Source organism: Haloferax prahovense (assembly GCF_000723845.1).
In the GTDB taxonomy this organism is placed as follows: domain Archaea; phylum Halobacteriota; class Halobacteria; order Halobacteriales; family Haloferacaceae; genus Haloferax; species Haloferax prahovense.
On record NZ_LK053000.1, the window covers coordinates 1,437,780 to 1,463,365 of the forward strand.

Annotated in this window: 33 protein-coding genes and 1 tRNA gene; 19 read left to right on the forward strand and 15 right to left on the reverse strand. The window is 67.3% G+C overall.

Annotation, left to right across the window (positions count from 1 at the left end; translation table 11 throughout):
* Positions 1 to 4: 4 nt before the first annotated feature.
* On the reverse strand, positions 5 to 946 hold the full coding sequence (locus BN984_RS07065) for a DMT family transporter (RefSeq protein ID WP_008091146.1): 942 nt from the start codon (positions 944 to 946) through the stop codon (positions 5 to 7).
* 175 nt (positions 947 to 1,121) lie between these two features.
* On the opposite strand from BN984_RS07065, the gene BN984_RS07070 reads away from it, so the two are divergent.
* The 6 genes from BN984_RS07070 (at position 1,122) to ftsY (ending at position 4,332) form a co-directional block, all read left to right on the forward strand.
* Complete coding sequence (locus BN984_RS07070) at positions 1,122 to 1,274, forward strand: 50S ribosomal protein L39e (protein ID WP_004045214.1); 153 nt, start codon at positions 1,122 to 1,124, stop codon at positions 1,272 to 1,274.
* Positions 1,275 to 1,277: 3 nt separating this feature from the next.
* Positions 1,278 to 1,556: a 50S ribosomal protein L31e gene (locus BN984_RS07075; protein WP_004045216.1), complete on the forward strand. Its 279-nt coding sequence runs from the start codon at positions 1,278 to 1,280 to the stop codon at positions 1,554 to 1,556.
* Positions 1,557 to 1,559: 3 nt separating this feature from the next.
* Entirely contained in the window at positions 1,560 to 2,225 is a 666-nt protein-coding gene (locus BN984_RS07080; protein ID WP_008091149.1) for a translation initiation factor IF-6, read from the forward strand.
* Between the two features lie 81 nt (positions 2,226 to 2,306).
* Positions 2,307 to 2,483 carry a 50S ribosomal protein L18Ae gene (gene rpl18a, locus BN984_RS07085; RefSeq protein ID WP_004973929.1) on the forward strand — a complete coding sequence of 59 codons (177 nt, stop codon included), beginning with the start codon at positions 2,307 to 2,309 and terminating at the stop codon, positions 2,481 to 2,483.
* Positions 2,483 to 2,953, forward strand: coding sequence for a prefoldin subunit alpha (gene pfdA / locus BN984_RS07090; RefSeq protein ID WP_008091152.1), 471 nt, complete (start codon positions 2,483 to 2,485; stop codon positions 2,951 to 2,953). Before rpl18a ends, pfdA begins: the two co-directional genes overlap by 1 nt.
* 26 nt (positions 2,954 to 2,979) lie before the next feature.
* Positions 2,980 to 4,332: a signal recognition particle-docking protein FtsY gene (ftsY, locus tag BN984_RS07095; RefSeq protein WP_049967940.1), complete on the forward strand. Its 1,353-nt coding sequence runs from the start codon at positions 2,980 to 2,982 to the stop codon at positions 4,330 to 4,332.
* A 30-nt stretch (positions 4,333 to 4,362) separates the two neighbouring features.
* Here ftsY and BN984_RS07100 read toward each other — a convergent pair whose 3' ends face one another.
* Positions 4,363 to 4,980 carry a LysE family translocator gene (locus tag BN984_RS07100; RefSeq protein WP_008091156.1) on the reverse strand — a complete coding sequence of 206 codons (618 nt, stop codon included), beginning with the start codon at positions 4,978 to 4,980 and terminating at the stop codon, positions 4,363 to 4,365.
* 33 nt (positions 4,981 to 5,013) lie between these two features.
* Positions 5,014 to 6,048, reverse strand: coding sequence for a D-2-hydroxyacid dehydrogenase (locus BN984_RS07105; RefSeq protein ID WP_008091158.1), 1,035 nt, complete (start codon positions 6,046 to 6,048; stop codon positions 5,014 to 5,016).
* A 99-nt stretch (positions 6,049 to 6,147) separates the two neighbouring features.
* Between BN984_RS07105 and BN984_RS07110 the strand changes: the two genes are divergently transcribed.
* The 4 genes from BN984_RS07110 (at position 6,148) to BN984_RS07125 (ending at position 9,905) form a co-directional block, all read left to right on the forward strand.
* A complete protein-coding gene (locus BN984_RS07110; protein WP_004973923.1) occupies positions 6,148 to 7,539 on the forward strand; it encodes a signal recognition particle protein Srp54 in 1,392 nt (463 codons plus the stop codon).
* 125 nt (positions 7,540 to 7,664) lie between these two features.
* A complete protein-coding gene (locus BN984_RS07115; protein WP_004973922.1) occupies positions 7,665 to 8,246 on the forward strand; it encodes a magnesium transporter in 582 nt (193 codons plus the stop codon).
* Entirely contained in the window at positions 8,247 to 8,807 is a 561-nt protein-coding gene (locus BN984_RS07120) for a magnesium transporter (RefSeq protein WP_008091162.1), read from the forward strand.
* Positions 8,808 to 8,873: 66 nt separating this feature from the next.
* Positions 8,874 to 9,905, forward strand: a complete 1,032-nt coding sequence (locus tag BN984_RS07125; protein WP_049967941.1) for a nucleoside recognition protein — start codon at positions 8,874 to 8,876, stop codon at positions 9,903 to 9,905.
* A gap of 26 nt (positions 9,906 to 9,931) precedes the next feature.
* On the opposite strand, the gene BN984_RS07130 is transcribed toward BN984_RS07125, so the two are convergent.
* Together BN984_RS07130 and BN984_RS07135 are read right to left on the reverse strand one after the other, a co-directional pair.
* Positions 9,932 to 10,348: an RNA-binding domain-containing protein gene (locus BN984_RS07130; protein ID WP_004973919.1), complete on the reverse strand. Its 417-nt coding sequence runs from the start codon at positions 10,346 to 10,348 to the stop codon at positions 9,932 to 9,934.
* 2 nt (positions 10,349 to 10,350) lie between these two features.
* On the reverse strand, positions 10,351 to 10,920 hold the full coding sequence (locus tag BN984_RS07135) for an AAA family ATPase (RefSeq protein WP_008091167.1): 570 nt from the start codon (positions 10,918 to 10,920) through the stop codon (positions 10,351 to 10,353).
* Positions 10,921 to 11,057: 137 nt separating this feature from the next.
* Here BN984_RS07135 and BN984_RS07140 point away from each other — a divergent pair, with 137 nt between their 5' ends.
* The 4 genes from BN984_RS07140 (at position 11,058) to BN984_RS07155 (ending at position 12,324) form a co-directional block, all read left to right on the forward strand.
* Positions 11,058 to 11,435 carry a YccF domain-containing protein gene (locus BN984_RS07140; protein WP_004973917.1) on the forward strand — a complete coding sequence of 126 codons (378 nt, stop codon included), beginning with the start codon at positions 11,058 to 11,060 and terminating at the stop codon, positions 11,433 to 11,435.
* A gap of 57 nt (positions 11,436 to 11,492) precedes the next feature.
* A tRNA-Arg gene (locus tag BN984_RS07145) sits at positions 11,493 to 11,566 on the forward strand.
* A 227-nt stretch (positions 11,567 to 11,793) separates the two neighbouring features.
* Positions 11,794 to 12,069 (forward strand): hypothetical protein, encoded by a 276-nt coding sequence (locus BN984_RS07150; protein ID WP_008091170.1) that lies wholly within the window; start codon positions 11,794 to 11,796, stop codon positions 12,067 to 12,069.
* 51 nt (positions 12,070 to 12,120) lie between these two features.
* Positions 12,121 to 12,324, forward strand: coding sequence for a hypothetical protein (locus BN984_RS07155; protein ID WP_008091171.1), 204 nt, complete (start codon positions 12,121 to 12,123; stop codon positions 12,322 to 12,324).
* A gap of 192 nt (positions 12,325 to 12,516) precedes the next feature.
* On the opposite strand, the gene BN984_RS07160 is transcribed toward BN984_RS07155, so the two are convergent.
* From BN984_RS07160 to eif1A, 5 genes are all read right to left on the reverse strand, one after another.
* Positions 12,517 to 12,930 (reverse strand): ABC transporter ATP-binding protein/permease, encoded by a 414-nt coding sequence (locus BN984_RS07160; RefSeq protein WP_049967942.1) that lies wholly within the window; start codon positions 12,928 to 12,930, stop codon positions 12,517 to 12,519.
* 307 nt (positions 12,931 to 13,237) lie between these two features.
* The gene (gene thsA, locus BN984_RS07165; RefSeq protein WP_004973912.1) at positions 13,238 to 14,890 is read right to left on the reverse strand and encodes a thermosome subunit alpha; all 1,653 of its coding nucleotides are present in this window, start codon (positions 14,888 to 14,890) and stop codon (positions 13,238 to 13,240) included.
* A 248-nt stretch (positions 14,891 to 15,138) separates the two neighbouring features.
* Positions 15,139 to 15,681, reverse strand: a complete 543-nt coding sequence (locus tag BN984_RS07170) for a KH domain-containing protein (protein ID WP_004973911.1) — start codon at positions 15,679 to 15,681, stop codon at positions 15,139 to 15,141.
* Positions 15,682 to 15,775: 94 nt separating this feature from the next.
* Positions 15,776 to 16,636 carry a serine/threonine-protein kinase Rio1 gene (rio1, locus tag BN984_RS07175; protein ID WP_008091174.1) on the reverse strand — a complete coding sequence of 287 codons (861 nt, stop codon included), beginning with the start codon at positions 16,634 to 16,636 and terminating at the stop codon, positions 15,776 to 15,778.
* 87 nt (positions 16,637 to 16,723) lie between these two features.
* Complete coding sequence (gene eif1A / locus BN984_RS07180; RefSeq protein ID WP_004045248.1) at positions 16,724 to 17,014, reverse strand: translation initiation factor eIF-1A; 291 nt, start codon at positions 17,012 to 17,014, stop codon at positions 16,724 to 16,726.
* Between the two features lie 105 nt (positions 17,015 to 17,119).
* Here eif1A and BN984_RS07185 point away from each other — a divergent pair, with 105 nt between their 5' ends.
* Positions 17,120 to 17,299 carry a DUF7470 family protein gene (locus BN984_RS07185; RefSeq protein WP_004973908.1) on the forward strand — a complete coding sequence of 60 codons (180 nt, stop codon included), beginning with the start codon at positions 17,120 to 17,122 and terminating at the stop codon, positions 17,297 to 17,299.
* 24 nt (positions 17,300 to 17,323) lie between these two features.
* Here BN984_RS07185 and BN984_RS07190 read toward each other — a convergent pair whose 3' ends face one another.
* Together BN984_RS07190 and BN984_RS07195 are read right to left on the reverse strand one after the other, a co-directional pair.
* Positions 17,324 to 18,166: an alpha/beta hydrolase gene (locus tag BN984_RS07190; RefSeq protein WP_008091176.1), complete on the reverse strand. Its 843-nt coding sequence runs from the start codon at positions 18,164 to 18,166 to the stop codon at positions 17,324 to 17,326.
* 92 nt (positions 18,167 to 18,258) lie between these two features.
* A complete protein-coding gene (locus tag BN984_RS07195; RefSeq protein ID WP_008091178.1) occupies positions 18,259 to 19,245 on the reverse strand; it encodes a tyrosine--tRNA ligase in 987 nt (328 codons plus the stop codon).
* 188 nt (positions 19,246 to 19,433) lie between these two features.
* On the opposite strand from BN984_RS07195, the gene BN984_RS07200 reads away from it, so the two are divergent.
* On the forward strand, positions 19,434 to 19,745 hold the full coding sequence (locus BN984_RS07200; RefSeq protein ID WP_008091179.1) for a hypothetical protein: 312 nt from the start codon (positions 19,434 to 19,436) through the stop codon (positions 19,743 to 19,745).
* An 81-nt stretch (positions 19,746 to 19,826) separates the two neighbouring features.
* A complete protein-coding gene (locus BN984_RS07205; RefSeq protein WP_008091180.1) occupies positions 19,827 to 20,015 on the forward strand; it encodes a hypothetical protein in 189 nt (62 codons plus the stop codon).
* Between the two features lie 54 nt (positions 20,016 to 20,069).
* Here the strand turns inward: BN984_RS07205 and BN984_RS07210 are convergent, their stop codons facing one another.
* Positions 20,070 to 22,070 (reverse strand): DUF460 domain-containing protein, encoded by a 2,001-nt coding sequence (locus tag BN984_RS07210; protein ID WP_049968591.1) that lies wholly within the window; start codon positions 22,068 to 22,070, stop codon positions 20,070 to 20,072.
* 175 nt (positions 22,071 to 22,245) lie between these two features.
* Between BN984_RS07210 and BN984_RS07215 the strand changes: the two genes are divergently transcribed.
* Together BN984_RS07215 and BN984_RS07220 are read left to right on the forward strand one after the other, a co-directional pair.
* The gene (locus BN984_RS07215) at positions 22,246 to 23,235 is read left to right on the forward strand and encodes a prohibitin family protein (RefSeq protein WP_008091184.1); all 990 of its coding nucleotides are present in this window, start codon (positions 22,246 to 22,248) and stop codon (positions 23,233 to 23,235) included.
* Positions 23,236 to 23,243: 8 nt separating this feature from the next.
* Positions 23,244 to 23,588, forward strand: a complete 345-nt coding sequence (locus BN984_RS07220) for a hypothetical protein (RefSeq protein WP_008091186.1) — start codon at positions 23,244 to 23,246, stop codon at positions 23,586 to 23,588.
* A gap of 42 nt (positions 23,589 to 23,630) precedes the next feature.
* Here BN984_RS07220 and BN984_RS07225 read toward each other — a convergent pair whose 3' ends face one another.
* Positions 23,631 to 24,509 (reverse strand): PhzF family phenazine biosynthesis protein, encoded by an 879-nt coding sequence (locus BN984_RS07225; protein ID WP_049967943.1) that lies wholly within the window; start codon positions 24,507 to 24,509, stop codon positions 23,631 to 23,633.
* Between the two features lie 49 nt (positions 24,510 to 24,558).
* Positions 24,559 to 25,506, reverse strand: coding sequence for a ribonuclease Z (gene rnz / locus BN984_RS07230; RefSeq protein ID WP_008091190.1), 948 nt, complete (start codon positions 25,504 to 25,506; stop codon positions 24,559 to 24,561).
* Positions 25,507 to 25,586 lie beyond the last annotated feature (80 nt).

The following is a 25,586-nucleotide window of genomic DNA, read 5'->3' on the forward strand; positions in this document are numbered from 1 at the left end:
CGCGTCAGTCGTCGGTCGACCGCCGCCCGCGACGGCGGTCCACGATACGCCGCAGTTCGCCCCGAATTACCTCGCGTTTGAACAGGAGGAAGCCGGCGAAGATGAGCGCGAAGCCGGCGACGGTGGCGCGCGTCGGCACGCGCCCGAGGACGGTCCAGTCGGCGAGGGCGGCGAAAAGCGGGATGACGTATTCGAGGAGGCTCACCTCGATTGGGCCGACTCGGTCGAGGAGCCAGAAGTAGAGCAGGAAGCCGCCCGCGCCGGCGACGACGGCGAGGTAACCCGTGGCGACGAGCGTCGTCTGGGTCCACGCCGCGTCGGCGGCGGACTCCCACGGGAGGGCAGCACTCGTGACGTGGAGCGTGACCGCGCCGACGAGCATCATCCACGCCTGCACGGAGAGCAGCGACATCTTCGTCTCGCTGTCGTGGGTCAGTACCGCGCCGAGGGCGAAGGCGATGGCCGACCCGAACACGAGCGCCGCGCCGACGAGATTCGACGACAGCAGGTTCTCCGGGTCCGGGTTGGCGATGACGACGAGCCCCAGAAAGCCGAGGACGAGCCCGACAATCTGATGCGCAGACACCCGCTCACGGGTGGCCGTCAGGCGGGTGAGCGTCGGCGTCGCGAGCGGGATGATGCCGAGAAGGACCGAGGCCACGGACCCGGGGACGTACACCTGTCCAGAGAACAGGAGCGCGTGGTGGGCCCCGATGCTGAACACCCCGCCGGCGAGAATCGGTCGCCACTCGTCGCGTGCGGCGGGGCGGACCCGGTCACCGCGGGCGACGGCGACGGCGAACAACAGGAGCGCAGCCACGTCGAAGCGGACCGCGCCGAGAAACGCCGGCGGGACGGTCCGGAGGGCGATGTCGGTGGCGAGGAAGGCGCTCCCCCAGACGGCGGAGAGCGCGAGGAAGGCGACGGCGGTTCTGGCCCGACTCATTCGCGTCGGCTTTCGCGCCGACGGTACTGAATGAGTCGGTTCGGCCGCCCCGCAGCCGTGCCGCCGGCCCGGGAGAACACCGGGTTCTCGCCGATTCGGGCGTGCGGACGCCCCTCACACGTCTGAAACGCGAAGGAACAAGATTTTATGCGGAGGATGGAAAGTACAGCCCACTATGGGTAAGAAGTCGAAGTCTAAGAAGAAGCGTCTGGCGAAGCTCGAGCGCCAGAACAGTCGTGTCCCCGCGTGGGTCATGCTCAAGACGGACATGGAAGTCACGCGAAACCCCAAGCGTCGCAACTGGCGGCGAAGCAACACGGACGAGTAAGCAATGAGCGCAAACGACTTCGAGGAGCGCGTCGTCACCGTCCCGCTCCGAGACGTGCAGGCGGTTCCGGCACACGAACGCGCGGGCCGCTCGATGACGCTCATCCGCGAGCACCTCGCGAAGCACTTCAAGGTCGACGCCGAGAACGTGCGTCTCGACACGCAGATCAACGAGGACATCTGGGCGCACGGTCGGCAGAGCCCGCCGAGCAAGTTCCGCGTCCGCGCCGCGCGTTTCGACGAGGACGGCGAGTCGGTCGTCGAAGCGGAACCGGCCGAGTAAACGGTGCTTCGCGCCTCCTTCGCCGGTTCGTCCTACATCGGCGTCTTCGCTCGCGCGACCGACGACGCGCTGTTGGTCCGCCCGGACGCCGACGACTCGCTCGCCGAGCAGATGGCCGAAGAACTCGACGTGCCGCTGGTCAAGACGACCGTCGGCGGGTCGGGAACGGTCGGTGCGTTAGCGACGGGTAACGAGAACGGACTTCTCGTGTCGAGCCGCGCGACGTCCCGCGAGAAGGAGGCCCTCACCGACGCCGTGGACCTCCCGGTCTACGAGCTTCCCGGTCGCATCAACGCCGCCGGCAACGTCGTTCTCGCGAACGACTACGGCGCGTACGTCCACGCGGAACTCTCCGACGAGGCCGTCTCGGCCGTCGAGGAGGCCCTCGAGGTCCCCGTCGAACGCGGCGACCTCGCCGACGTTCGAACCGTCGGGATGGCGGCCGTCGCCAACAACCGCGGCGTCCTCTGCCACCCGAAGTCGCGCGAACCCGAACTCGAAGCGCTCGAAGCGCTCCTCGACGTTCGCGCCGACATCGGCACCATCAACTACGGCGGTCCGCTCGTCGGCTCCGGCCTCGTCGCCAACGACGAGGGCTACATCGTCGGCGAGGACACGACCGGCCCCGAACTGGGTCGCATCGAAGACGCCCTCGACTACATCGACTGAGGGCCTCGCGTCCCCCCGTTTCTCGCTTCAGTTTCGCTCCGAGTAGGAAGACCTTTCCCGCTCGCCACCCGACCGACGTGCATGAGCCAGTTCATTATCGCGGGCAGCTTCACGAGCCGTGGCGTCGTCCACGAGTTCACGAAGACTGTGGAAGCACCGAACGAGAACGTCGCACAGGAACGCGCCTTTTCGCTCATCGGGAGCGAGCACGGAATCAAGCGTACGAAGGTCGAACTCAACGAGGTGTCCGCAGCATGATGGGTGGCGGTCAGCAGCAACTTCAGCAGCTCTCCCAGGAACTGCAGGCCCTCGACGAGGAAATCGAATCCCTCGAAGGCGAGGTTTCGGACCTGAACGACGAGAAGGACGAGATCGACGAGGCCGTCGAGGCCATCGAGACGCTCGAGACGGGCTCGACGGTACAGGTCCCCCTCGGCGGCGACGCGTATCTCCGCGCCGAAGTCCAGGACATCGACGAAATCGTCGTCTCCCTCGGCGCGAGCTACGCCGCCGAACAGGAACAGGGTACGGCCATCGAGACCCTGCGACGCAAGCAGGACGCGCTCGACGAGGAAATCGCGAGCATCCGCGGCCAGATCGAGGAGCTCGAAGAGGAGAGCGACGAGATCGAAGAGCAGGCGATGCAGGCCCAACAGCAGATGCAGCAACAGCAGATGCAGCAGATGCAGCAGATGCAGGGCGAGGGCGGCGACGGCGACGACGAGTAAGGTAACCCCCACCTCCTACTATTCAGATGTTCGACGGACTGAAGAAGAAACTCAACCGCTTCCGTAACGACGTTGAAGAGACCGCCGAAGAGAAGGCCGAAGCGGCGGCCGACGAGGCCGAGACCGAGGCCGACGCGGAAGCGGAATCAGCACCAGCAGACGCGGCGGTCGAACCCGAGGCGTCCGAACCCGCTGACACCGACTCCGTCGGCGACGCGGACGCCGATTCCGAAGCCGACGCGGTCGAGGACGCCTCCGCGGACGCCGAACCGGCGACCGACGCGGACTCCGCGCCCGAACAGGCCGCGGCGACCGCGGAGGGAGAAGCCGACGCCGAACCGGCGACGGCGACGGCCGACCAGCAGATGGCCGACGAACCGGCGGCAGACGCGGACGAACCGGCGCCTGACGAGGCCGAGCAGCGCGAGTCGCTCGCTTCCGACGCCGCGAAGGCGGCGCTGACCGAGGAGGACGACGATTCGTCCGGTCCGGGTCGGCTCCGCCGCGCCGCCGCGTTCGCCACGGGGAAGGTCGTCATCGAGGAGGAAGACCTCGAAGACCCCCTCTGGGAACTCGAGATGGCGCTCCTCCAGAGCGACGTCGAGATGCAGGTCGCAGAGGAGATTCTCGAGACCATCCGCGAGAAGCTCATCGGCGAGACGCGAAAGCAGGTCCAGAGCACCGGGCAACTCGTCTCCGAGGCGCTTCACGACGCGCTCTACGAGGTCATCAGCGTCGGGCAGTTCGACTTCGACCAGCGCATCGCCGAGGCGGACAAGCCGGTCACGCTCATCTTCACCGGCATCAACGGCGTCGGCAAGACGACGACCATCGCCAAACTCGCCCGCTACTTCGAAAAGCAGGGCTACTCGACGGTGCTCGCCAACGGCGACACCTACCGCGCCGGCGCGAACGAGCAGATTCGCGAGCACGCGGAGGCGCTCGACAAGAAGCTCATCGCCCACGAGCAGGGCGGCGACCCGGCGGCGGTCATCTACGACGGCGTCGAGTACGCCGAGGCCCACGACATCGACATCGTCCTCGGCGACACGGCGGGTCGGCTCCACACCTCGAACGACCTGATGGCGCAGTTGGAGAAGATAGACCGCGTCGTCGGCCCCGACCTCACCCTCTTCGTGGACGAGGCGGTCGCCGGGCAGGACGCGGTCGAACGCGCCCGGCAGTTCAACGACGCGGCCGCCATCGACGGCGCGATTCTGACGAAGGCCGACGCCGACTCCAACGGCGGCGCGGCCATCTCCATCGCGTACGTGACGGGCAAGCCCATCCTGTTCCTCGGCGTGGGACAGGGCTACGACCACATCGAGAAGTTCGACCCCGAACAGATGGTCGAACGCCTGCTCGGCGAAGACGAGTAATCGGTCCGTCGTTCTTTTCTCGCGGACGCCTCACTCCAGTACGAGCACGACCCCGAGCAGCAGCATCGTCCCCGCGCCGACGTAGTTCAGCGCGCTCGCGACCCGCGTCTCCGCGAGTCTCGACCCGAGTCGGTTCGCGCCGAGCGCGACGACCGAGAGGTACAGGGCCGTGAGGACGGCGTAGGTCGCGCCGAGACTCGCCATCCGTATCCCGGTTCCCGCGCCCTGTCCGGCGAAGCCGGGGAGGAACGCGAGGAAGAACAGCGCGACTTTCGGGTTGAGCGCGTTGACGAGGACGCCGCGCCGAAAACTCGCCCCGGCGTCGGTCTCGACCGAGGGGTCGAACTCGTCGTTCCGGAGGGCGGTGACGCCGAGGTAGCCCAGATACGCCGCGCCGACGTACTTGAGCGCCGCGGCGGCCTCGGGGACGGTTCGAAAGAGCGCCGCCGCGCCGACCGTCGCGAGGAGCGTGTGAAAGAGGACGCCCGTGGCGATGCCGAGCGCCGACCGGACGCCCGGCCCGCGACCGTCGAGGCCGCGGGCGAGGACGTACATCGTGTCGGGGCCGGGCGCGAGGATGAGCGCGACCGCCGCGCCGCAGAAGGCGAGATAGGTCGCGGCGTCGAGGCCGAACGCGAGCGTCGTCATCGCCCGGGCCTACGATTCGTCGCGGGAAGTAGCTCAGGGGTTCGCGTCGGGGTTCGACGTCGAGTCCGAATCCGAGTCCGCGTCCGCGTCTGCGTTCGATTCCGGTGTCGGGACCACCTGATTGCGGAGCGTTGGTGTTTTGCCTTCCGACGCCGACGCCAGTCGCCCGACGTTCTCGGCGAGGATGTCGGCGACCCGCGTCCAGTAGTGCGGCGTGTGGCCGGAGACGTGCGGGGTGATGTAGACGTTCTCGAAGCCCCAAAGCGGGTGGTCTTCGGGCAACGGCTCCGGGTCGGTCACGTCGAGCGCGGCGGCGCGGAGTCGGTTGCTTCGGAGGTGCGAGACGAGGGCGTCGGTGTCGACGATACCGCCGCGGGCGACGTTGACGAGGATGGCGTGTTCGGGGAGCGCGCTCAGCGCCCGCCGGTCGATGAGATCGCGCGTCTCGTCGGTCAGCGGGCACGCGACCACGAGGAAGTCGGTGCGGACGAGCGCCGACTCGAGGTCGTCGAACCCGAGTACCTCGTCGGCCGGGCCGCCCTTCTCCGGCGTGTAGCGGACGCCGATGGTCTCGACGCCGAACGCGTCGAGTCGCTCGACGACCGCTTGGCCGATGGCACCGAGGCCGACCACGGTGGCCGTCGAGCCGCGCAACTCGCCGTGCGACTGGAAGTGTCGCCACTCGCGGCGTCGCTGGCGACGGAGGCCCTCGTCGAGTCGGCGGGTAATCATGAGCAGGGAGCCGAGGACGTGTTCGGCGATGTTGGGGCCGTGGACGCCGGAGGCGTTGGTGACGAGGACGCCGCGCTCGCGGAGTGTCCCCAGCGGGAGGTGGTCGTAGCCGGCGGCCGCGCCGGCGAACAGTCGGAGTTCGTCGGCGGCGGCGAGCACGTCGTCGGGGAGCGACGTGCTGGTGATGACGGTCGCGTCGCGCGCGGCGTCGAGCGTCTCGGCTGTCGTCTTCGGGTGGCGGACGGTCGCGTCGGGCAGGCGCTCGCGGAGGGCCGCGGCGTACTCCGACGCCGGGATTCCGTGCGTGGGGCGGTCGAGGACGAGAATCGTGGTCATCGAGTGCGTTGTCGGTGCCTCGCGCGAAAGGTCTTCGGCCCGCTCGCGCTCAACGCGACGGATAAAGCCTTTACCGACGCGACGGCGTAGGAAGGGACAATGGTACTCGACAATCTCGGGAGTTCCCTCCGCGGCAGTCTCGATAAACTGCGAGGGAAGTCCCGCCTCGACGAGGACGACGTTCAGGAGATCGTCAAGGAGATACAGCGCTCCTTGCTCTCCGCCGACGTCGACGTCAGCCTCGTCATGGACCTCTCGGACTCTATCAAGACCCGCGCGCTGGAAGAAGAGCCGCCGGGCGGCACGAGCGCGCGCGACCACGTCCTGAAAATCGTCTACGAGGAACTCGTCGGCCTCATCGGCGAGTCGACGGAGATTCCGCTCGAATCGCAGACGATTATGCTCGCCGGCCTCCAGGGGTCGGGGAAGACGACCACCTCCGCCAAGATGGCGTGGTGGTTCTCGAAGAAGGGGCTCCGCCCCGCGGTCATCCAGACCGACACCTTCCGACCCGGCGCGTACGACCAGGCCAAGCAGATGTGCGAACGCGCCGAGGTCGACTTCTACGGCGACCCCGACTGCGACGACCCGGTCCAAATCGCCCGCGACGGCCTCGAAGCGACCGAGGACGCCGACGTGCACATCGTCGACACGGCCGGTCGCCACGCGCTCGAAGACGACCTCATCGCCGAAATCGAGGAGATAGAGGGCGTCGTCCAGCCCGACCTGAACCTGCTCGTCCTCGACGCGGCAATCGGCCAGGGCGCGAAAGAACAGGCCCAGCAGTTCGACGAGTCCATCGGTATCGGCGGCGTCGTCATCACCAAGCTCGACGGGACGGCGAAGGGTGGCGGCGCGCTGACCGCCGTCAACGAGACCGATTCGTCTATCGCCTTCCTCGGCATGGGCGAGACCGTTCAGGACATCGAGCGCTTCGAGCCGAACGGCTTCATCTCCCGCCTGCTCGGCATGGGCGACCTGAAACAGCTCTCCGAGCGCGTCGAACGCGCCATGTCCGAGACCCAGGCCGAAGACGAGGACTGGGACCCCGAGGAGATGATGAAGGGGAACTTCACCCTCAAGGACATGCAAAAGCAGATGGAGGCGATGAACAAGATGGGACCGCTCGACCAGGTGCTCGACATGATTCCGGGCTTCGGCGGCGGCATCAAAGACCAGCTTCCGGACGACGCGATGGACGTGACGAAAGACCGGATGCGCGCGTTCGAGGTCGTCATGGACTCGATGACCGAAGAGGAACTGGAGAACCCGCGTAAGGTCGGTGCCTCCCGCGTCAAGCGCATCGCGCAGGGGTCGGGACAGGACGAGGAGACGATTCAGGAACTCCTCGAACAGCACCGCATGATGGAACAGACCATCAAGCAGTTCCAGAACATGGGCGACGGCGACATGCAGCGCATGATGAAGAAGCTCCAGAATCAGGACGGCGGCGGCGGCATGGGCGGTCTCGGCGGCATGGGTCCGTTCTAACTTCGCAGTTCCCGTTCTATTCCCCGTTTTCTGCGATTCTAATTCTACGACGCCGCGACCGCGCGGTTCTCGCGGCTCGCCGTGATACCGCCGACTTTTAACGCTCGGGGCCGTCGCACCCCACAATGACCGTGCGAGACGTGGCGGTTGAGGCCTACAAGGAAGCCTTGCCCGCGCTCGCGGCCAGCCTCGTCGGCGGCCTCATCGCCGGTGTCGTCCTCGGCGGGATGCGGGCCGAACTCCGGGCCGTGCCGGGGCTTCTCGTGCTCGTCCCCGCGCTCTTGGCGACCCGCGGGAACGTCTACGGCTCGCTCGGCGCTCGCATCGCCACCGCACTCCACCAGGGGCTCATCGAACCCCGCGTCACCGGCGGCGACGAGCGCCTCCGGGCGGCCGCGACGGCCGCGCTCGCCAACGGCGTGCTCACGAGCACGTTCGCCGCCGTCGTGGCGTACTTCCTCCTCACGTTTCTCGGCAGTCGGGTCGCGCCGCTCCCGATTCTCGTCGGCGTCGCCATCGTCGCCGGGTTGCTCTCCGGCATCGTCCTGACCGTCGTCGTCGTCAGCGTCGTCTTCGCGGGTTATCGCCGCGGGCGCAACCCCGACACCATCGTCGGTCCGGTCGTGACGACCACCGGCGACGTGTTCGGCATCCTCTTTTTGCTCATCGCCGTCAGAACCGTCCTCGCCGTCGCGGGGGTGTTCTGAGTGCCGACGGAGTGGACCGTCCGCGCCATCACGCGGGCGATGCTCCCGGTGCTCCTCGTGCTCACGCTCGTCGAACTCGGCAGCGGCCTCGTCCTCGGGAGCTTCGAGGCACAGCTACTCCGCTACCCGTCGCTTCTCGTGCTCGTCCCCGTCACCATCGGGACCGCGGGGAACCTCGGGAGCGTCCTCGCGGCGCGGCTGTCCACGTCGTTCCACCTCGGGACGCTCTCGTTTTCGCCCCGCGACGACGAACTCGCGGGCAACGCCGTCGCCACGCTCGCCCTCGCGGTGACGGTCTTCCCCGTCATCGGCGCGGGCGCGTGGGCCGCCACGTTCCTCGTCTCCGGCGACACGTCGCTGGCCCTGCGGACGGTCGTCATCGTCGCCCTGTCGAGCGGAATTTCGCTCGCGGTCCTCGCGGTTCTGGTGACGTTTTCGGCGACCTACGTCGCCTACCGGTTCGGCCTCGACCCCGACGACGTGGTCATCCCCGTCGTCACCAACGTCTGCGACGTGCTGGGCGTTCTCGTCCTGTTCGGAGTGGCGCAGGTGCTCGTCTGACCCCGATGCTCGAACCGCCTCCCGCCGACCGACGCCGATTAGTTCGCTCGGAACCGACCCTCGCTCGTGCAGTCGTCGGCCGTCCTCCCGGTGCTGTTCGAGGTGCTCCCGAGAGTCGCGCGCATCGCCGCCTACATCGCCGTGGGCGTCTTCGCCGCGAACCTCGTCGTCGCCTTCGGCCTCGTCGAGCGCATCGCCGGGCTCTCCCGGTATCTGACGAGTCCCGCGAACCTCCCGGACGAGGTCGGGACGGCCATCGTCACCACCGCCGCCTCGACGACGGCGGGCTACGGCATGCTCGCGGAGTTCCGCGAGTCGGGCGTCCTCGACGACCGGGCGACCCTCGTCGCCGTCACCATCAACACGTTCTTCGGGTTCGTCCAGCACATCTTCACGTTCTACTGGCCGGTGCTCATCCCCATCCTCGGCCGCGAGGTCGGCTTCATGTACGTCGGCGCGCGGGCGGCCATCGCGCTCGCCATCACCGCGACCGGCGTCGTCGCCGGCGCAGTGCTCCTTTCTGACCGCAATACGACCCCGGTCGCCGTCGCCGAGACCGACGGCTCGGGCGGCGTGGTCGACGCGGCGGCCACTTCGGACGGCGAGACGACCGATTCAGCCGACGCGGACGGCGCGGACGACACCGACGACTCCCTCCGAGAGATGCTCGAAGACGCCGCGCGGAGCACGTGGACGAAACTGCGGCGCATCGTCCCGCGACTCGCCGTCGTCTACGTGGCCGTCACGCTCCTCCTGCGGACGACCGACCTCGAATCGTTCGCGGCGCTCGCCAGCCCGCTGACGAACCTCGTCGGCCTGCCGGGCGCGGCGGTTCCCGTCGTCGTCGCCTTCGCGTTCGACACGACGACGGGCGCGGCGACCATCGCGCCGGCCATCGGCGAGACGTTCACGCCGAAGCAGGCCGTGGCGACGATGCTCATCGGCGGCATCATCTCCTTCGCCGTCTCGACGTTCAAGCGGTCGATTCCCTTCCAGTACGGCATCTGGGGCCCCGAGTTCGGGTCGAAGGTTATCGCCGTCAACACGGGGCTAAAAATCGTCTTCATCGCCGTCGCGGTGGCGCTGCTGGTCGCCTGAGCGGCCGAGAAGACGTTGTCTGCGATTCAGCGGTCGTTCGGGTCGACCGGTCGCCCGTCTTCGGTCGGCGGCGCGATGTAGTCGATGACCTCGTCGACCGAGGGGTCGCGGACGGTCACGTGGACCTCGATGTCGCCGAGTTCGTCGGGGTTGCCGACGGAGAAGTTGACGACGCCCTTGAACGCGGCCTGCTTTTTCAGCGCGAACGAAAAGCCGTCGTCGTCGCGGCGCTTCGCGAACTCGCGGCGGGCGGTGTCGAGGATGGCCTGCTCGTGGAGGCGCTCGGAGAACCGCTCCAGTTCGTGGGTCTCTCCGACGAGCGTTCCGGGTTCGTGTTCGAGTTCGACGCCGGGGAAGATGTTCTCGACGGCGTCGCCGACACGGTCGGTGACCTCGGTGTCGCGGACGGGCACCTCGATGCGGACGTCGACGCTGTAAATCATGCTCACGCGTCGGCCTCCGCGACCGCCTCGGGCCCCTCTTCGAACAGTTTCGTGATGGTCTCGCGGTATTCCGCCAGCGTGCCGGTGTTCTGGATGACCACGTCGGCGCGGTCCATCGCGTCGCCCATGCCGAAGTCGAGTTCGCGGCGCTCGCGCTTTTTCAGCGCCTCCACGTCGGTGTCGCTGTCGTCGCGGTCGCGGTCGAGCAGGCGCGCGGCGCGCGTCTCGAACGGCGCTTCGACGCTCACGAGGACGAAGTCGTCGCCGAACGCCTCGCGGAAGCGGTCGAGTTCGACGCCCGATCGAAGCCCGTCGACGAGCACCGCGTCGTTCGATTCGAGGTGCTCTTCGACCATCGGCAGGGACCGCGCGGCGATGGCGTCGTCGCCGTCTTCCTCGCGGAGCGCGGTCGCTATCTTCCCGTGGTCCGTCGCGGGGTCGAGCCCGCGGCGGCGACACTCCTCGCGGATGACGTCGCCCATCGTCACCACGGGCACGCCCGCTTCGCGGGCCACCTCGGCGAGTTCGCCCTTGCCGCTTCCCGGCAGGCCGACCGTCCCGATGACTCTCATAGCCGGTGTTACCGCGTTGGCGCTGTTAAAGCCTCCCTTCACGTCGCTTCGGGTGGCGGGTTTCGCCGCTCTCTCGCCGCCGACTCGGCGCACCCCGGCACCCCGTCGCTTTTCGCCTCGGCCCGCGTACTACGCGTATGTCTCAGCGCTCGTTCGTCGTCCGCGCCATCTGGTTCGTCTTCGTCGGCTGGTGGGCGACGCCGGCCGTCGTCAACGTCGCGTGGTTCCTGAACGCGACCGTTATCGGTATCCCGCTCGGCGTCGCGCTCATCAACCTCGTTCCGACGGTGCTCTCGTTGAAAGAGCCGAAAACCCGACTCGACCCCGACTCGGGCCGCGGCCAGCGGTCGGTCGTCGTTCGAGCCGTCTACTTCGTCTTCGTCGGCTGGTGGCTGAGTTGGGTCTGGGCGAACGTGGCGGTGCTGTTCACGCTCACCATCATCGGCCTCCCGGTCGGCATCTGGATGCTCAACCGGCTCCCGGCGGTCACGTCGCTGTACCGGTTCGACGGGTAGGTCGGGACGGGTAGAACCCGATTCGTTTTTCTTGCAGGGCCGGTTTGTGGGCATCGAGGGCGCGTAGCTCAGTCGGACAGAGCGTCGGACTTCTAATCCGATGGTCGCGGGTTCGAATCCCGTCGCGCTCTTTTGGTTGGTCGTCGCGCTCTTTTGGTTGGTCGTCGCGCTCTTTTGGTTGGTCGTCGCGCTCTTTTGCTGTGACTGTCCGCCGAGCGACAGCGTCGGCGGTCTCGCCTTCTCCAGCCCTAAACTGTCTCTGTTCTCGACGACTATCGGAGCCTGCTCCCGGGTAGTCGTTGGCCAGTCGAGTTAGAAAGACAACATTTTCTTGGTCGGGAGGTACGATACACTTCCCATGGACGTTCTCGGCATCGTCGCCGCGGCGGTCGTCTTCGGCGTCGCCGCCTACAATTTCGCGACGAGCCTCGACGGCCGATTCGCGAGACCCCTGTTCGGTAGTCTGGGACTCGTCGCCGCGACGCTCTACGTCATCGACAGATTCGGCATCGCGGCGTCGCTCGGACTGGACGTCTCCCGCGGCCTCCACCTCGTCGCGGCTCTGCTCGTGGTCTCGGCGCTAGTCGATTTCCTCGCTCGTCGTGCGGGTGCAGACGCTTCCGAGTCGTCGTGAACGCCGCGATTCGCCGTTATTCTGATTACGTGACGGCGAGTTGTCTCTTGTATGGTTTTCGCGTCCGACTCCCCGTTCGGAGGTCGGTTCGAACAGACGATAGACAGCGCGGTCGTCTACGGCAACGCCGAGATGGAGTCCGTGCTGCACGAGGGACCGGTCCGCGTGCTCGTCAACGGCTGGGTCGAGGTGCCGGGCGGCCGGTATCTCTCTCCGCACGCGGTCCACCACATCGACACGCGAGTGTCCGAGTGACGCCGTCGCCGTCTCTCAGACGAGCGACAGTTCCCGGCCGCACTCGGGACACTCGTCGTCGACGATAGTCACCGGCGCGTCGCAGTCCGGACAGAACTCGCGGTAACACGCCCTGTCTCCCATACGTACCGCTACCACGGGAGCGGTGGTGAACGTTGGGGCGAACCGGAGGACCGAGCGTCGGCCGGCCCGTCACTCGTCGTCGACGTCTTTTCCCGGGCCGGCGAAGTTCGCGCCGAGTTCGGTACCGTAGCGCCGGGCGTAGACGCCGGGGACCGCGAGGAGGTCGTCCGGCGCGCCAGACTCCACGACGACGCCGCCGTCGGCGACGTGGACGCGGTCGGCGTCGCGGACGGCGGCCGCGCTATCGGTCGCTACGACGAGCGGGGCGTCGGCCCGCCGCATCGCGGCGAGGGTAGCGCGGAGGTTCGACGGGGAGGCACTACGGGGCGCGCGGACTACTAAGCCGACACCGGGGAGGAGCGTCGTCGCGAGCGCCGCCGCCTCGGAGAGCCGAGGCGCGACGACGGCGAGAAACGGCGGCCGATTCGTGGGTGTGGTCGCGTCCGAGGCGGCGGCGTCCGCCGAGGACTCGGGAGGGGACATACACCCTGACAGATGCCGTCGCGGGAGATAAGTATAGAGACGAACACCGGCGGTTCACGAACTATTCCGGACGTTTTATAGATATTTGTCAACTTCAGCAACGAATCGGTTGCCGATACACCCACCGTTTCGCGGTGTCTGGTGACGATGCGATGCGGGCGCTCGATTAACGGCGTCCCAATCGCCGCGCGAGCGGACAAAGCAGATGCTAACGGACGTGAATCCGCAAAAAACAGCGTGAATTCGGCCGACGATTCGAGTCGATGCGAAGGTCAGGGTGTGGGTGTGTAGTGGCCTACTGGGGCGCTCACATTGCGCCGCCCATGCCGCCCATACCGCCCATGCCACCCATGCCGCCGCCCATGCCGCCGGGCGCGCCGCCTTCGTCGTCGTCGCCGCCGGTCTGGCCACCGGAGAGGTCGCCAGCGGCGATGACGTCGTCGATGCGGAGAATCATGACGGCGGCTTCGGTCGCGGACTCGATAGCCTGGGTCTTGACGCGGAGGGGCTCCACGACGCCCTCTTCTTCCATGTCGATGACCTCGCCCGTGTAGGCGTCGAGGCCGGCTGCGAACTCGCCGCCGTCGTGGCGCGAGCGCAGGTCGACGAGGGAGTCGATGGGGTCGAGACCGGCGTTCTCGGCGAGGGTGCGCGGGATGATGTCCAGCGCCTCGGCGAACGCCTCGACGGCGAGCTGCTCGCGGCCGCCGACGGAGTCGGCGAACTCGCGGAGCTGCAGGGAGAGCTCCGTCTCGGGAGCGCCGCCGCCGGGGAGAACCTTGCCGTCTTCGAGCGTCGTGCGGACGACGCCGAGGGAGTCCTCGATGGCGCGCTCGAGCTCGTCGACGACGTGTTCCGTGCCGCCGCGGAGGATGAGCGTGACGGATTTCGCGTCCTCGACGTCCTCGACGAAGATGCGCTCGTCGCCGCCGACGTCCTTCTGACCGACGGAGCCGGCGAAGCCGAGGTCGTCGGCCTCGATGTCGTCGAGACTGCTGACGACGCGGCCGCCCGTCGCGCGGGCGAGACGCTTGAGGTCGGAGGACTTCGTACGGCGGACCGCGAGGATGCCCTCCTTCGCGAGGTAGTGCTGCGCCATGTCGTCGATGCCGTCACCGACGAAGACGGCGTCAGCGCCGACCTCGACGAGTTGGTCGACCATCTCTTTCAGCTGCTTTTCTTCCTGGTCGAGGAACTGCTGAAGCTGGTCGGGGTCCGTGACGTTGACTTCTGCGTCGATTTCGGTCTCGCGGACTTCCAGCGCGTCGTCGAGGATGGCGATGTTCGCGTCCTCGACGGCGTAGGGCATGTTCTCGTCGACGCGTTCCTTGTCGACGATGACGCCCTCGACGAGTTCGGAGTTGTCGATGGTGCCGCCGACGACCTTCTCGATGGAGACGTTGTTCGTGTCGATGCCGTCGTCGTCCTTGACGGCCAGCACGGCGTCGACGACGAGTTCGGAGAGCAGGTCCTTCGCGGACTCCGCGCCCTTACCGGTCATCGCCGTTGCGGCGATCTTCGTGAGGGTCTCGCGGTCGTCCTCCGTGACCTCGATGGCGTTGTCCTCGAGGACTTCCTTGGCCTTCTCGGCGGCCTGGCGGTAGCCCTGCGCGATGGTCGTCGCGTGGACGTCCGATTCGAGGAGCTCCTCGGCCTGGTCGAGGAGTTCACCGGCGATGATGACGGCCGTCGTCGTGCCGTCTCCGACCTCGTCCTCCTGGGTCTCGGAGACTTCGACGATCATGTTGGCCGCGGGGTGGTCGATGTCCATCTCCTTGAGGATGGTGACGCCGTCGTTCGTGACGACGACCTGCCCGCCGGAGTCGACGAGCATCTTGTCCATCCCTTTGGGGCCGAGCGTCGTGCGTACGGCCTCTGCGACGGCCTTCCCGGCCGTGATGTTCATCGACTGCGCATCCTGACCGGATGTGCGCTGCGAGTCCTCGCCCAGAATGATCATGGGCTGACCCTGCTGCATTCGCTGGCTCATAGTCATCGCCTGATTGTTTGTGATTCTATAAAAAAGCTTCGTTTATTGGTATGCCAAAACGCAACACGGTGGGGTGGTCGAGACTCGGGGACGGCGGACGATTACGCGGGTTTATGTGTGGTTCTCGGTGGGCGGTCTCGTCAGTCTCGAAGCGAGTGCGGTGAAAAGACGATGCGGGCGAGTGCCGTGTCGGCGGTGGACTCGTCGGCGGTGGCGTCTCAGTTGTTCTGCCGGACGTTGAAACCCTGGGTCAGGTCGTTGTGCTTCCGTTCGAGGAAGGAGTACACCGCGCCGTGGGGCGCGCCGTCGAGAATCATCTCGACGGCCCGACGGACGACTTCGACCTCCTCGGGCTGGCCGATGATGCCGAGCGTCGAGCCGTAGATGACCACGTCCGCGCCGGTCAGTTCTTCCATGAGTTCGCGGGTGCGGCCGTTCTCGCCGATGAGGCGGCCCTTCTGCCGCCGCATGTCGTTTTTGTTTCGGGTGTGCCGGTCTATCTCGATGAGTTCGAACATCATCATGTCGTCGTCGAGGAGCGCCATCGCGTCCTCCGGGGCGAAGCCGCGGCCGACCGCTCGAACCACGTCGGGGGCGACCATGCCGAGTACGGGGTCGCCGACGCTGTCGATGGCGACGCTTCCGTTCTCCGAGTCCACGTCGAGTCGGACTTCCGCGCGACTCTCTATCTCTCGGAGCGTCGAGCCACCTTCGCCGATGAGAACACCGATACGGTCCTGCGGCACCTTGACGTGCTGCATATCTCCCGATACCCGTCGGAGTGGTTTAAGCGTTCGCTCGGCGGGTCGCCGCGTGTCTCGGTCGCACACCCCGCCTCGCGGCGGGTTCGCGTCTCTACTCGCTCTCGTCTTCGTCGGCCGTGACGAACTCGAACAGCGAGTCGCCGTCGGCGTCGGCACCCTGCCGCCGGAAGAAGTTGGCCACGTTGCGGCAGTCCCGCCGGAGGAACTCCTCGGCGTTGGGGTGGTGGACCGTCACCGCCTGTCCGAGGTCGATGACGACGAGTTCGCCCTCGTGGATGATGAGGTTGTACTCCGAGAGGTCGCCGTGGACGAGGCCGGCGCGGTGGAGTCGGCGCATGTACTCGCGGACGACCTCGTAGGCGGTCTGGGGGTTCTCGACGCGAACCTCCGAGAGGCGGCGCGCTCGGTCGTCGACGACGCCGACGAGTTCCATGACGAGGACGTTCCGCTGGACTGCGATAGGCTTCGGCACGCGCACGCCGGCGCGCTGGGCGCGTTCGAGGTTGGCGAACTCCTTTCTGACCCACGCGCGGACGACCTGCCCCTTGTCGTGGCCGATGTTCTCGAAGCGCGGGTCGCCTTCGAGATAGTCGCGCATGTGCCGGAAGTCGGAGGCGTTGATGCGGTATATCTTGACCGCCACGTCCGAGTCGTCGCCGCCGAGCGCCTCGAAGACGTTGGCCTCCTTCCCGGTCGAAATCGGCCCGCCGAACGCGTCGATGTACCCGTCTTGGACGAGTTTGTAGATGGCGGCGAAGGTCGCGTCGTCGAACACCGACTGTTCGACTTTGAACTGGTCGGCGTCCTTCAACCGTATCCGGAACTCGTCGAAGTCGCGGTCCTTGCGGCGCGCGATGCGGTCCGCCTCGTCGTCGGAGACGTCTATCTCCTCCCACTCGTCGCCGAACGCCTCGCCCTCTTGGGGTTCGACCATGCCGAACTCGTCAGTCATTGGACTAGGGCTACGAGAGGCGAGATGAAAAGGGCACAGGCTCCGGTTTCGGTGTCGCTCGCTAACCAATCGGCGCGCTCGAACGCGTTACTGGATGTGGCCTTCGCGGCGGAGTTGGTCGGCTTCGGACTTCTCGTAGCGCCAGCTCACGTCGGCCTTCTCGTCCTGCCAGTCCCACGGTTCGACGAGCACCACGTCGTCTTCTCGAATCCAGATTCGCTTCTGCATCCGTCCGGGAATGCGAGCGGTCCGCTCGACGCCGTCGGCACAGCGGACGCGAATACGATTGGCCCCGAGCATGTTCGTCACGACGGCGAACACTTCGTCGTCGTTCGGCATTCGAAGGTCTCGGCGGCTCTCGTTCTCGTCGTCGCTCATGCGCGAGCGTTCGACGTGAGCATGGTTAAATCCGCCGACGTTCGACCGGTAGGAAGCGTCGGACGGAACGACGCGTTTAGGGCGGTCCCGAAACGCCGTCGTGGTATGCTCGACAAACTCGGCACGAAGGGTATCGCCGGCGTCGTCTCGCTGCTCTTGGGTATCGGTATCGTCGCCTATCAGGCACCCGTCGTCGCGGCGGGGCTCGCGTTCGTCGTCGCCGGCCTCGGTCTCGTCGCCAGCGGTCTCGCCGAGGGCGTGATGAAGATGTTCGGCATGGCCTGACGACCCGCCGAATCCCGACTCTGCTCACAGCGATTCGCGGAGGAACGAGAACACTCGCTTTCTGACTGCGGGATAGTGGTACGACGAGTGGAGGAAGACGTGGTCGGCCGCACTGACCCTGTCGTATTCGACCGTAGCCCCGACCGCGTCGAGCGCGTCCGCCAGTCGTGCACTCTGGTCCGGCGCGACGACCGAATCCTCGCTCCCGTGGAGCAACAGCGTCGGCGGCGCGTCGGCGTTGGGGGCGACCCCTGAGTCGGGGTCGCCATCGACATCGGTAATCGGCGAACACCGACGCAACTCGGCGGCCGACGGTCGGCCATCGAACAGCGGCAGCGACTCCCCGGCGCGCTCGTGGTCGTCGGCTCGGAGGTCGTAGACGCCGGAGACGCCGACAGCGGCGTCGATTCCGGTCCGCCGCCCGAACTCGTCACCGTCCGAAAGCGCCGCCAGCAACGCGAGGTGCGCCCCCGCGGAGTGGCCGACGACGGCGACGGCGTCCGGGTCGATACCGAACTCGTCGGCGCGGTCGACGACCCAGTCGATACCCTCGCACACGTCTTCGATTTGCGCGGGGAACGGCGCTTCGTGGCCCAGTCGGTACGACACCTCGGCCGCGACGAACCCCTTGTCGGCGGCGTCGAGCGCCCAGCGGGCGAACTGGCCGGTCGAGCCGGTCTCCCACGCGCCGCCGTAGACGAAGACGACGAGCGGGCGGGACGCCTCGGCCGCCGGCGACGCTGTCGTTTCGGCTATCTCGGTCGCTGCGGGCGATTCGGGGCAGTACACGTCCGCGGTCAGCGTGCGCTCCTCGCGGTCTGCGACGGTTCGGTTTCGATGAACGAGAACGTCGGAAGGGCGGGGCATACCGAGTCGTCGGGTCGGCAGCTTCTATCGGTTTGGGAGACGGCGAGTAGCGGGTCGTCGAGAAGGGGTGAACTACCGGCGGGGCGCGGCGATTACTCGGCTATCTTCGCGCGACCCGGCTCGATGAGTTCGTCGAGGTAGTTCGCGAGCGCGCCCTTCGCGTCGGCGGGGTGGAGTTCGCCGGATTCGAGGTCGGCCTCCAGCGTCTCGTAGTCGTCGTATTCGAGGTTCCCGCCGTACTGCTCGGGGCGCTCGACGACGACCCGCTGGAAGCGCGGGAAGACGTGGTACTCGAAGATTTGGAGGACGGGGTTCTCGCGTTCCTCGCCCTCCTCGGTCGGGTCGGGGTCGGCCGTCGGCGGGCAGAACGCGCCGTTGACCTTGTCTTCGATGTCCTCGGTGGAGTCCTCCATCGAGATGGTGACGCCCTCGGAGGAGGACATCTTGCCGATGCCCGTGCCGAGGTCCGCGATGAGCGGCGTGTGCATGCAGGTCGGCGACTCCTCGCCGATGCTCGGGAGCGTGTCGCGGGCGAGCATGTGGACCTTGCGCTGTTCCATCCCGCCGATGGCGAGGTCCACGTCGAGGTAGACGATGTCGAGCGCCTGCATGATGGGGTAGACCGCCTGCGCGACGGTGACGCCGTCGCCGCTTTTGATTTCGGCCATGGCGCGCTCGGCGCGCGAGAGAGTCGTCTCCAGTTCGAGCGCGTGCAGGTCGAGGACGTAGCTCTCGTCGAGCTGGTACTCCGAGCCGAGGACGAACTCCGTCTGGCTCTCGTCGAGGCCGTAGGCGATGAACTGCGCTTTCATCCGCTCGGCCGTCTCGCGAATCTCCTCGAAGGTGCCCTTGCCGTTGAGGTAGGCGTGTACGTCGGCCAGCAGCACGACTACCTCGAAGCCCGCCTCTTGGAGGTCGATGAGCTTGTTGGCGGTGAGCATGTGACCGATGTGGAGGACGCCGGAGGGCTCGTAGCCCACGTACGCTCGCTTGCCCTCGGGGTCGTCGGCCAGCGCGCGCACTTCGTCCTCCGTGACCACTTCGGAGGCGTTCCGAGTGATCAGGTCGTATGCGTCCATACCTGTTCGGTGTCGGGGATGTGGGATATGACTTCTGATAGGGATTACCGCAGAAACGTGTCGCGTCCCTCGTGAGAACCGCCCCCTCGCCACCCGGCGTCGCAAATCGGCCGGCCGGCTACGATACTCCCTCTGAAACGCCGCGCGCGGGCGAAACGGACAACACGTACCGGTCCCAACTCCGGGTGATGTCCGACTCAGGAAACACGACGCGTGCGCCCGTCATCATCTTCGCCGCGCTCATCCTCGTCGTCTTCGGTCTGCTCGCGGCCATGTGGGCGTCGGTCCGCGGCGGTGACCTCCTCCCGTACATCCTCGGCTTCGCGGTCTACTTCCTCGCGTTCCACATCTACCTCCCTTATCGGGTCCACAAGGACGCGACGTTCAAGGGGCGAAACGCGACGTTCTGGGCCGCCTTGGCTTTCTTCGTGCCGCTCGTCGGCGCGGCGCTGTACTTCGTGGTCGCCGTCGTCGTCGGCCACGACGCGACCGCGGAGTGACGACCCTCGGCGGCCGCGGCTCTCGTCACCGTCTTCAGTGGTGCCAGAACCGATTTACGAACAGCCGCGCATCCCGTCGGTATGCTCTCCGACGACGCGAACCCGATTCGTCGATGGCTCGTGGTCATCTCGCTGTTTCTCGCTCTCCTCACGTACCTCGTCTCCTCGAGTGTGTCCGGTGTCTACCTCGACAACGTCATCCGTCTCGTCTCGGGCGGCGCCGCGTTGGCTATCGGTTTCCTGTTGGTCGTCTCGCTCGTTCGAGCGTGACCGCGGGAGCGAAACCGCGAATGAGGTCCGCCCACGCGTCTCACTTTCGGCCGGTCACCGCCGGTTCTCGGCGCGGTGTTCGGAGATAATCTGGTCAACCATCTCCTCGCGCTGTTCCTTCTGTCGCTCTTCGGCGCGCTCCTTCCAGTCGTCGATGGCGGCGGCCACCTCGGACTCCTTCGCCACGGCGAGTTCGTCTATCTCCTGAATCGTCACGCCGTCGGCCGGTGCGACCGGAATATCGGCCTCGAACAGCACCTCGTCCGCGACCTCCGAGAGGTTGCCCGACCGGAGGACGACCTTGGGGTCGAACTCGGCGAGTCGCTCGGCGGTGGTTCGTCCGGCCCCGCTGGCGTCGCGGAGGTAGACCACGTCGCCCGCGGCGATGCCGTACTCCTCGACGGTGTGGTCGAGCGCGCCGTTGGTGAACTGCTCGACGATTTTGACGGGCACGAGGCTTCCGTCGGTGTTCACGTCCGCGAAGTTCGAGTGGTCGAGCTTCCACAGCGACTTCAGCTGGTCGAGCTTGTCTGCGAGCTCCGCCTTGTCGGATTCGAGCGATTCGACTTTCCGCTCTAACCGACCGTTCTCGCGTTCCAGTCGGGTAACTTCGCGGCGCTCGCGGGCCTCGCGACGCTCCTCGCGGCGGGCGTCGGAGAGTTCCTCCTTGTACTCCTCGATGGTCTCGTCTTTCTCCTCGATGGTCGACTTCAGGTCCTCGACGTGCGATTCGAGGCGCTCGACCCGCGACCGCAACTCCCGAATCTCGCGTTCTTCGGGCGTGAGTTCGGGTTCCTCGTGAGCCTCCTCGTCGGCGTCGTCGGGGTCGCCCCCGTCGCCGTCGTCGGCCATCTCGCGGAGAACGGCCTCGACCGACTCCTCGCTGGCGAGGACGCGGGCGATGACCTCCTCGCGGTCCACGTCGGCGGGCACCTTCCGGGAGATGCGCTCGAACTGGTCTTCGTGGGCGTCGAAGGCGAACAGCGCCGCCGCGAGGGCGTCGCGCTCGTGGTCGTTGTCGTAGTCGATGTCGCGGGTCCGGTGGAGTTTTTCGTCGACGGGGATGTCGCTCGCGGGAGCCCAGCCGGCGGCGTCGAAGCTTCGCCGGAACTTCTCGACCGTCTCGGGCATCGGCTGCACGTCGGCGGCGACGAGACTCGGTCGCCCGCGCTCGATGAGCCACTCGATGACGGCGGCGGTATCGGCGGTTCGCGTCGAGTGCACGTCGAGGACGCGCCCGTCGAGGCCGACGACGGCGACGGCGGTGGTCGTGCCGGGGTCGATGCCGACGATGACGCGGTCGCGGCGCTTCACGAGCGGTTCGAACTCGATGCCGTCGCGGCGCTCGCGCTCGATTTCGACGCGGGTGTCGCCCGAGCGGTGGGTCGACACGGGGATGTCCTCGGGCCGCGCTTCGACGGTAAACAGCGCCTGCGAGTAGCCGCCGTACTTCTCGGTCACGTCCCGTTCGTAGTCGAGGTTGGCCTCCTTCAGCGAGGACTCGACCTCGCGGGACTGCTGTTTGACCGACCCGTGGATGCGGCGCGTGTAGCGGTCCTGACTCCACCCGCCCTTACCGGTCGAGCGGCCGCGAGAGACCTTCACGGTCGTCGTGTTCTCGAATGCGGCGACCTCGTAGCCGACGTTGGCGAGGGCGAGCCGGGCCGCGGCCTCGGCCTCCTTCATCGGGTCTTTGCCGTAGGGGACGCCGTGGCGCGAGGCGACCCGCGAGAGCGGTTCCGGTCGCTCCGCGCCGGTCACTTGCACCAACTGCGTCCCGTGGGGGAGCCACCGCAGGAAGCGGACTAAATCGTCCTTGTCGGTCGCCAACTCGTACATGTTGTCCGTGGCGACGACGCGCGGTTCGTCGCGCTCGATGAGGCGGCGTAACTTGCGGAAGGAGACCACGTCTCGTTCGATTCGGACCTCGTCTGACTCGGTGTCTCGGGTGTCCAACACGACCAGCGCGTACGACGGCGAGTCGCCGCGGATATCGCCGCTCTGGATGTCGACGCCGAAGACGACCGAGTCGAGCGCACTCGTCCGGTCGTTCACGACGGCGACTAGGGTTGCGCCGAATATATACTCCACGCCGGTTGCGGATGCCGACTCGCCTCGGGTGTCGCGTTTGCCCGTCTCGGCCGACGACGCCATTGCCACCGACGACACCGCCGCCGCGACCCGCGATTGACACGAAACAAACAAGTTTCGGCTATTTGAAAGTAGAGTGATGAGTTCTGACATCCCCGACCCGCCGTCGGTGACCTCCCGGTCGCTGACGCGCATCGCCCTCATCGGTGTCGTCGCCCTCCTCCTTATCGCCGCCCCAATCGCCGGGCTCCTCGCGTGGGAACCCGTCGAGGAAGGGAACGTCAAGGTGGTCAAGAAGTGGGGCGCGACCACCGGCACCGTCTTCGAACCCGGCGCGCACTTCGTCAACCCCGTCTCGCAGTCGACCTCGTCGCTGTCGGTGCGACCGCAGTCGTACACGATGTCGTCGTCGACGAGCGAAGGCGACAGGCGCGGCGACGACGCCATCACCGTCCTGACCGAGGACGGCCTCCGGACGGACATCGACGTGACCGTCCGCTACCGCATCGACGCCGGACAGGCGGTCGAGTTCTACCGCAACTACCGGACGCTCGCCACCGCCGAAGAGCGCCTGATTCGCCCGTCGATTCGGTCGGTGCTCCGGACCGAAGCGGGTCGACTGCCCGTCACCGTCATCTACACCGGCGAGGGCCAGACCCAGTTGAAGGCCGCCGCCGAGCGGGAACTCGCAGAGGAGTTCGCCGACGACGGCCTCATCCTCGAAGCGGTGCAGGTCCGCAACGTCGAACTCCCCGCCGAGTACGCGCAGGCGGTCGAACAGAAGGAAATCACCGAACAGCGCCGCCAGCAGAAGCAGGACGAACTCGCCGTCGAGGAACTCGAAGCCGAGCGCAAGCGCATCGAGGCGCAGGGGCAGGCGGACGCCAACCGCATCCTCGCGGAGTCGCTGTCCGACGAGGTGCTGGCCCAGAAGTACATCGAGAAACTCGACGAGACGGACACCGTCTACATCCCGGTCGGCGACGGCGGCTACCCGCAGTTCGTCCGGTCGCTCGATAGTGACGGGTCGTCCTCGTCGGGTTCGTCCGCCGGTTCGTCGTCGGACACTACCTCGGCGTCGTCGAGGTCGTCGACCTCGTCCGGCTCCGAAAACGAGACGAGCAACTGACGCCGTCGATGCGTCTCCTCCGTGAACTGGCCGCCGCGGTCGTGTTACTCGTCATCGTCGGCGTCCTCGCCCGCTCCGGTGTCGGCCGGTTCGTCCTGCCGGTCGTCGGCCTCGCGGTCGTCGCGGCGCTCGTGGCGCTCCTGTCCAAGCGCCCGGCGTATCCGCGGACGGCCGTCGGCCCGCGGACGAGAATCATCGAGTCGGCCGTCGAGTCCGCGGACGTCGCCTGCGTCGAGTGCGGGTCGCCCGCGACGGCGCGCCGGCGCTACGTCCGCGAGTGGGTCGTCCTCGGGGTCCCCGTCGTCCTCCTCGACGACGGCGAGAACCCGGTCTGCGACGCCCACCGCGACTGACCCAACCTCGCTTTTTGGCTCGACGGCCCGTTCAGCGGCCGCTCAGACGAGCCTGCCCGTCGAGACGAACTCGACGCGCCCGCCGACGCGGACCGCCACCTCGTCGCCGCGGTCCTCGGCTTCGAGGTGGAGGTGCGACGGCCGGCCCATCTCGTAGCCCTGCTCGACCGTGGTCTCGATTTCGTCGTCTCCGAAGTAGCGATGGCGGGCGAGATAGCCCGCGAAACAGCCGTTCGCGCTCCCGGTCGCGGGGTCCTCGGCGACGCCGTGGCCGGGCGCGTACATCCGCGCCGCGAAGTCGTTCGCGTCGTCGCGGGGGTCCGGACAGAACAGAAAGAGGTTCTCGACGCCCACGTCGTCGAAGAACGACCGGTACGCCGGGGTAAACACCTCGCTCCGAGCGAGCGCGTCGCGGTCGCAGAGCGGAATCATCACCGCCGGGAGACCGGTCGAGACGACCTGTATCGGCCAGTCGGCGTCGAAGTCGGCCGCGTCGAGCGACAGCACCTCGGCGAGCGTCTCGCGGTCGAGTTCCGCGCCGAACGTCGGCGCGTTCTGCGTCATCCAGTACTGCTCGCTGTCGCTTCCGTCGGACCGGACCTCGACCGAAATCGGACCGACGCCGAGGTTCAGCGTCACCCCGTCGCCCGCGCCGAAGTGTTCGCGGAGGACGGCGGCCGTCCCGAGCGTCGGGTGTCCGGCGAACGGAATCTCGCCATCCGGCGTGAAGATACGAACGTCGTAGCCATCGTCGGGCGACCCGCCCTCGATGAACGTCGTCTCCGAGTAGTTCATCTCGTTGGCGAGCGCGGCCATCTGGTCGGAACCGAGCGCGTCCGCCCCCTCGAAGACGGCGAGTTGGTTCCCGGCGTACTTCGCCGTGGCGAACACGTCGACGGTGTGGAAGGCGTTCTGCGGCACACCGGCGGATGCGCCCGGGCGGGAGAAAAGTGTACTGTGGCCCCTCGAACTACTCCCCGGTCTCGGCTCCGCCGCCGTCGCTGTCGGCGTACGGAACCTCCAGTTTCTGGCCGTCCTCGGCGACGAACGCCTCGCCGTCGTAGACCTCGCGGGCCTGTTCGAGAAGCGGGCTCGGGTCGGCGGCGTACCGGGCGGAGATGTGCGTCAGCGCGAACCGCCGAACGTCGGCGTCGCGGGCGATTCGGGCGGCCTCGCGGGCGGTCGAGTGCGCGGTCTGTTTCGCCCGCTCCGCCTCCTCGTCGGTGAACGTCGCGTCGTGGACGAGCAGGTCGGCGTCGCGGGCGACTTCGACGGTCGAATCGAGCGGGCGGGTGTCGCCGGTGTAGACGACGGTTCGCCCGGGTCGGGGGTCGCCGACGACCTGCTCGGAGCGCACGACCGTGCCGTCTTCGAGTTCCACGTCCTCGCCGGCGTGAAGGCGACCGAACGCCGGACCGACGGGAACGCCGAGTTCCTCGGCCTTCTCGCGGTCGAACCGGCCGGGGCGGTCGTCTTCGACGAGGGCGTAGCCGACGGAGGCGGTCCGGTGTTCGGTGTCGAACGCGCGGACCTCGTAGTCGTCGGCGCGGTAGGCGACGTTGCCGGGGCGGACCTCGTGGACGGAGACGTGGAAGCCGGGTTGATAGCCGCCCGCGTGGACGAGCTTTTCGAGGTGGCGCTTGCTCCCCGGCGGGCCGTGGATGGCCAGCGAGTCGTCGCGGTCGTTGAAGTCGAGCGTCTGAATCAGGCCGGGGATGCCGAGGATGTGGTCGCCGTGGAGGTGGGTGACGAACAGGTGGCTGACGCCGAATCCGGTCCCGTAGCGCATCATCTGGCGTTGGGTTCCCTCCCCGCAATCGAACAACAGGCGCTCGCCGTCGCGGTTCACGAGGAACGCGCTCGGCGCACGCGCCGTGGTGGGGACGGCCCCGCCGGTCCCGAGGAAGGTCGCGCGCATGGACATGCACCACAATGATAGCGGCGGGACTAAACGTGCGTCGAATCGGTCGCGGCCTCGGGGCTCGCCCGCGGGAAACC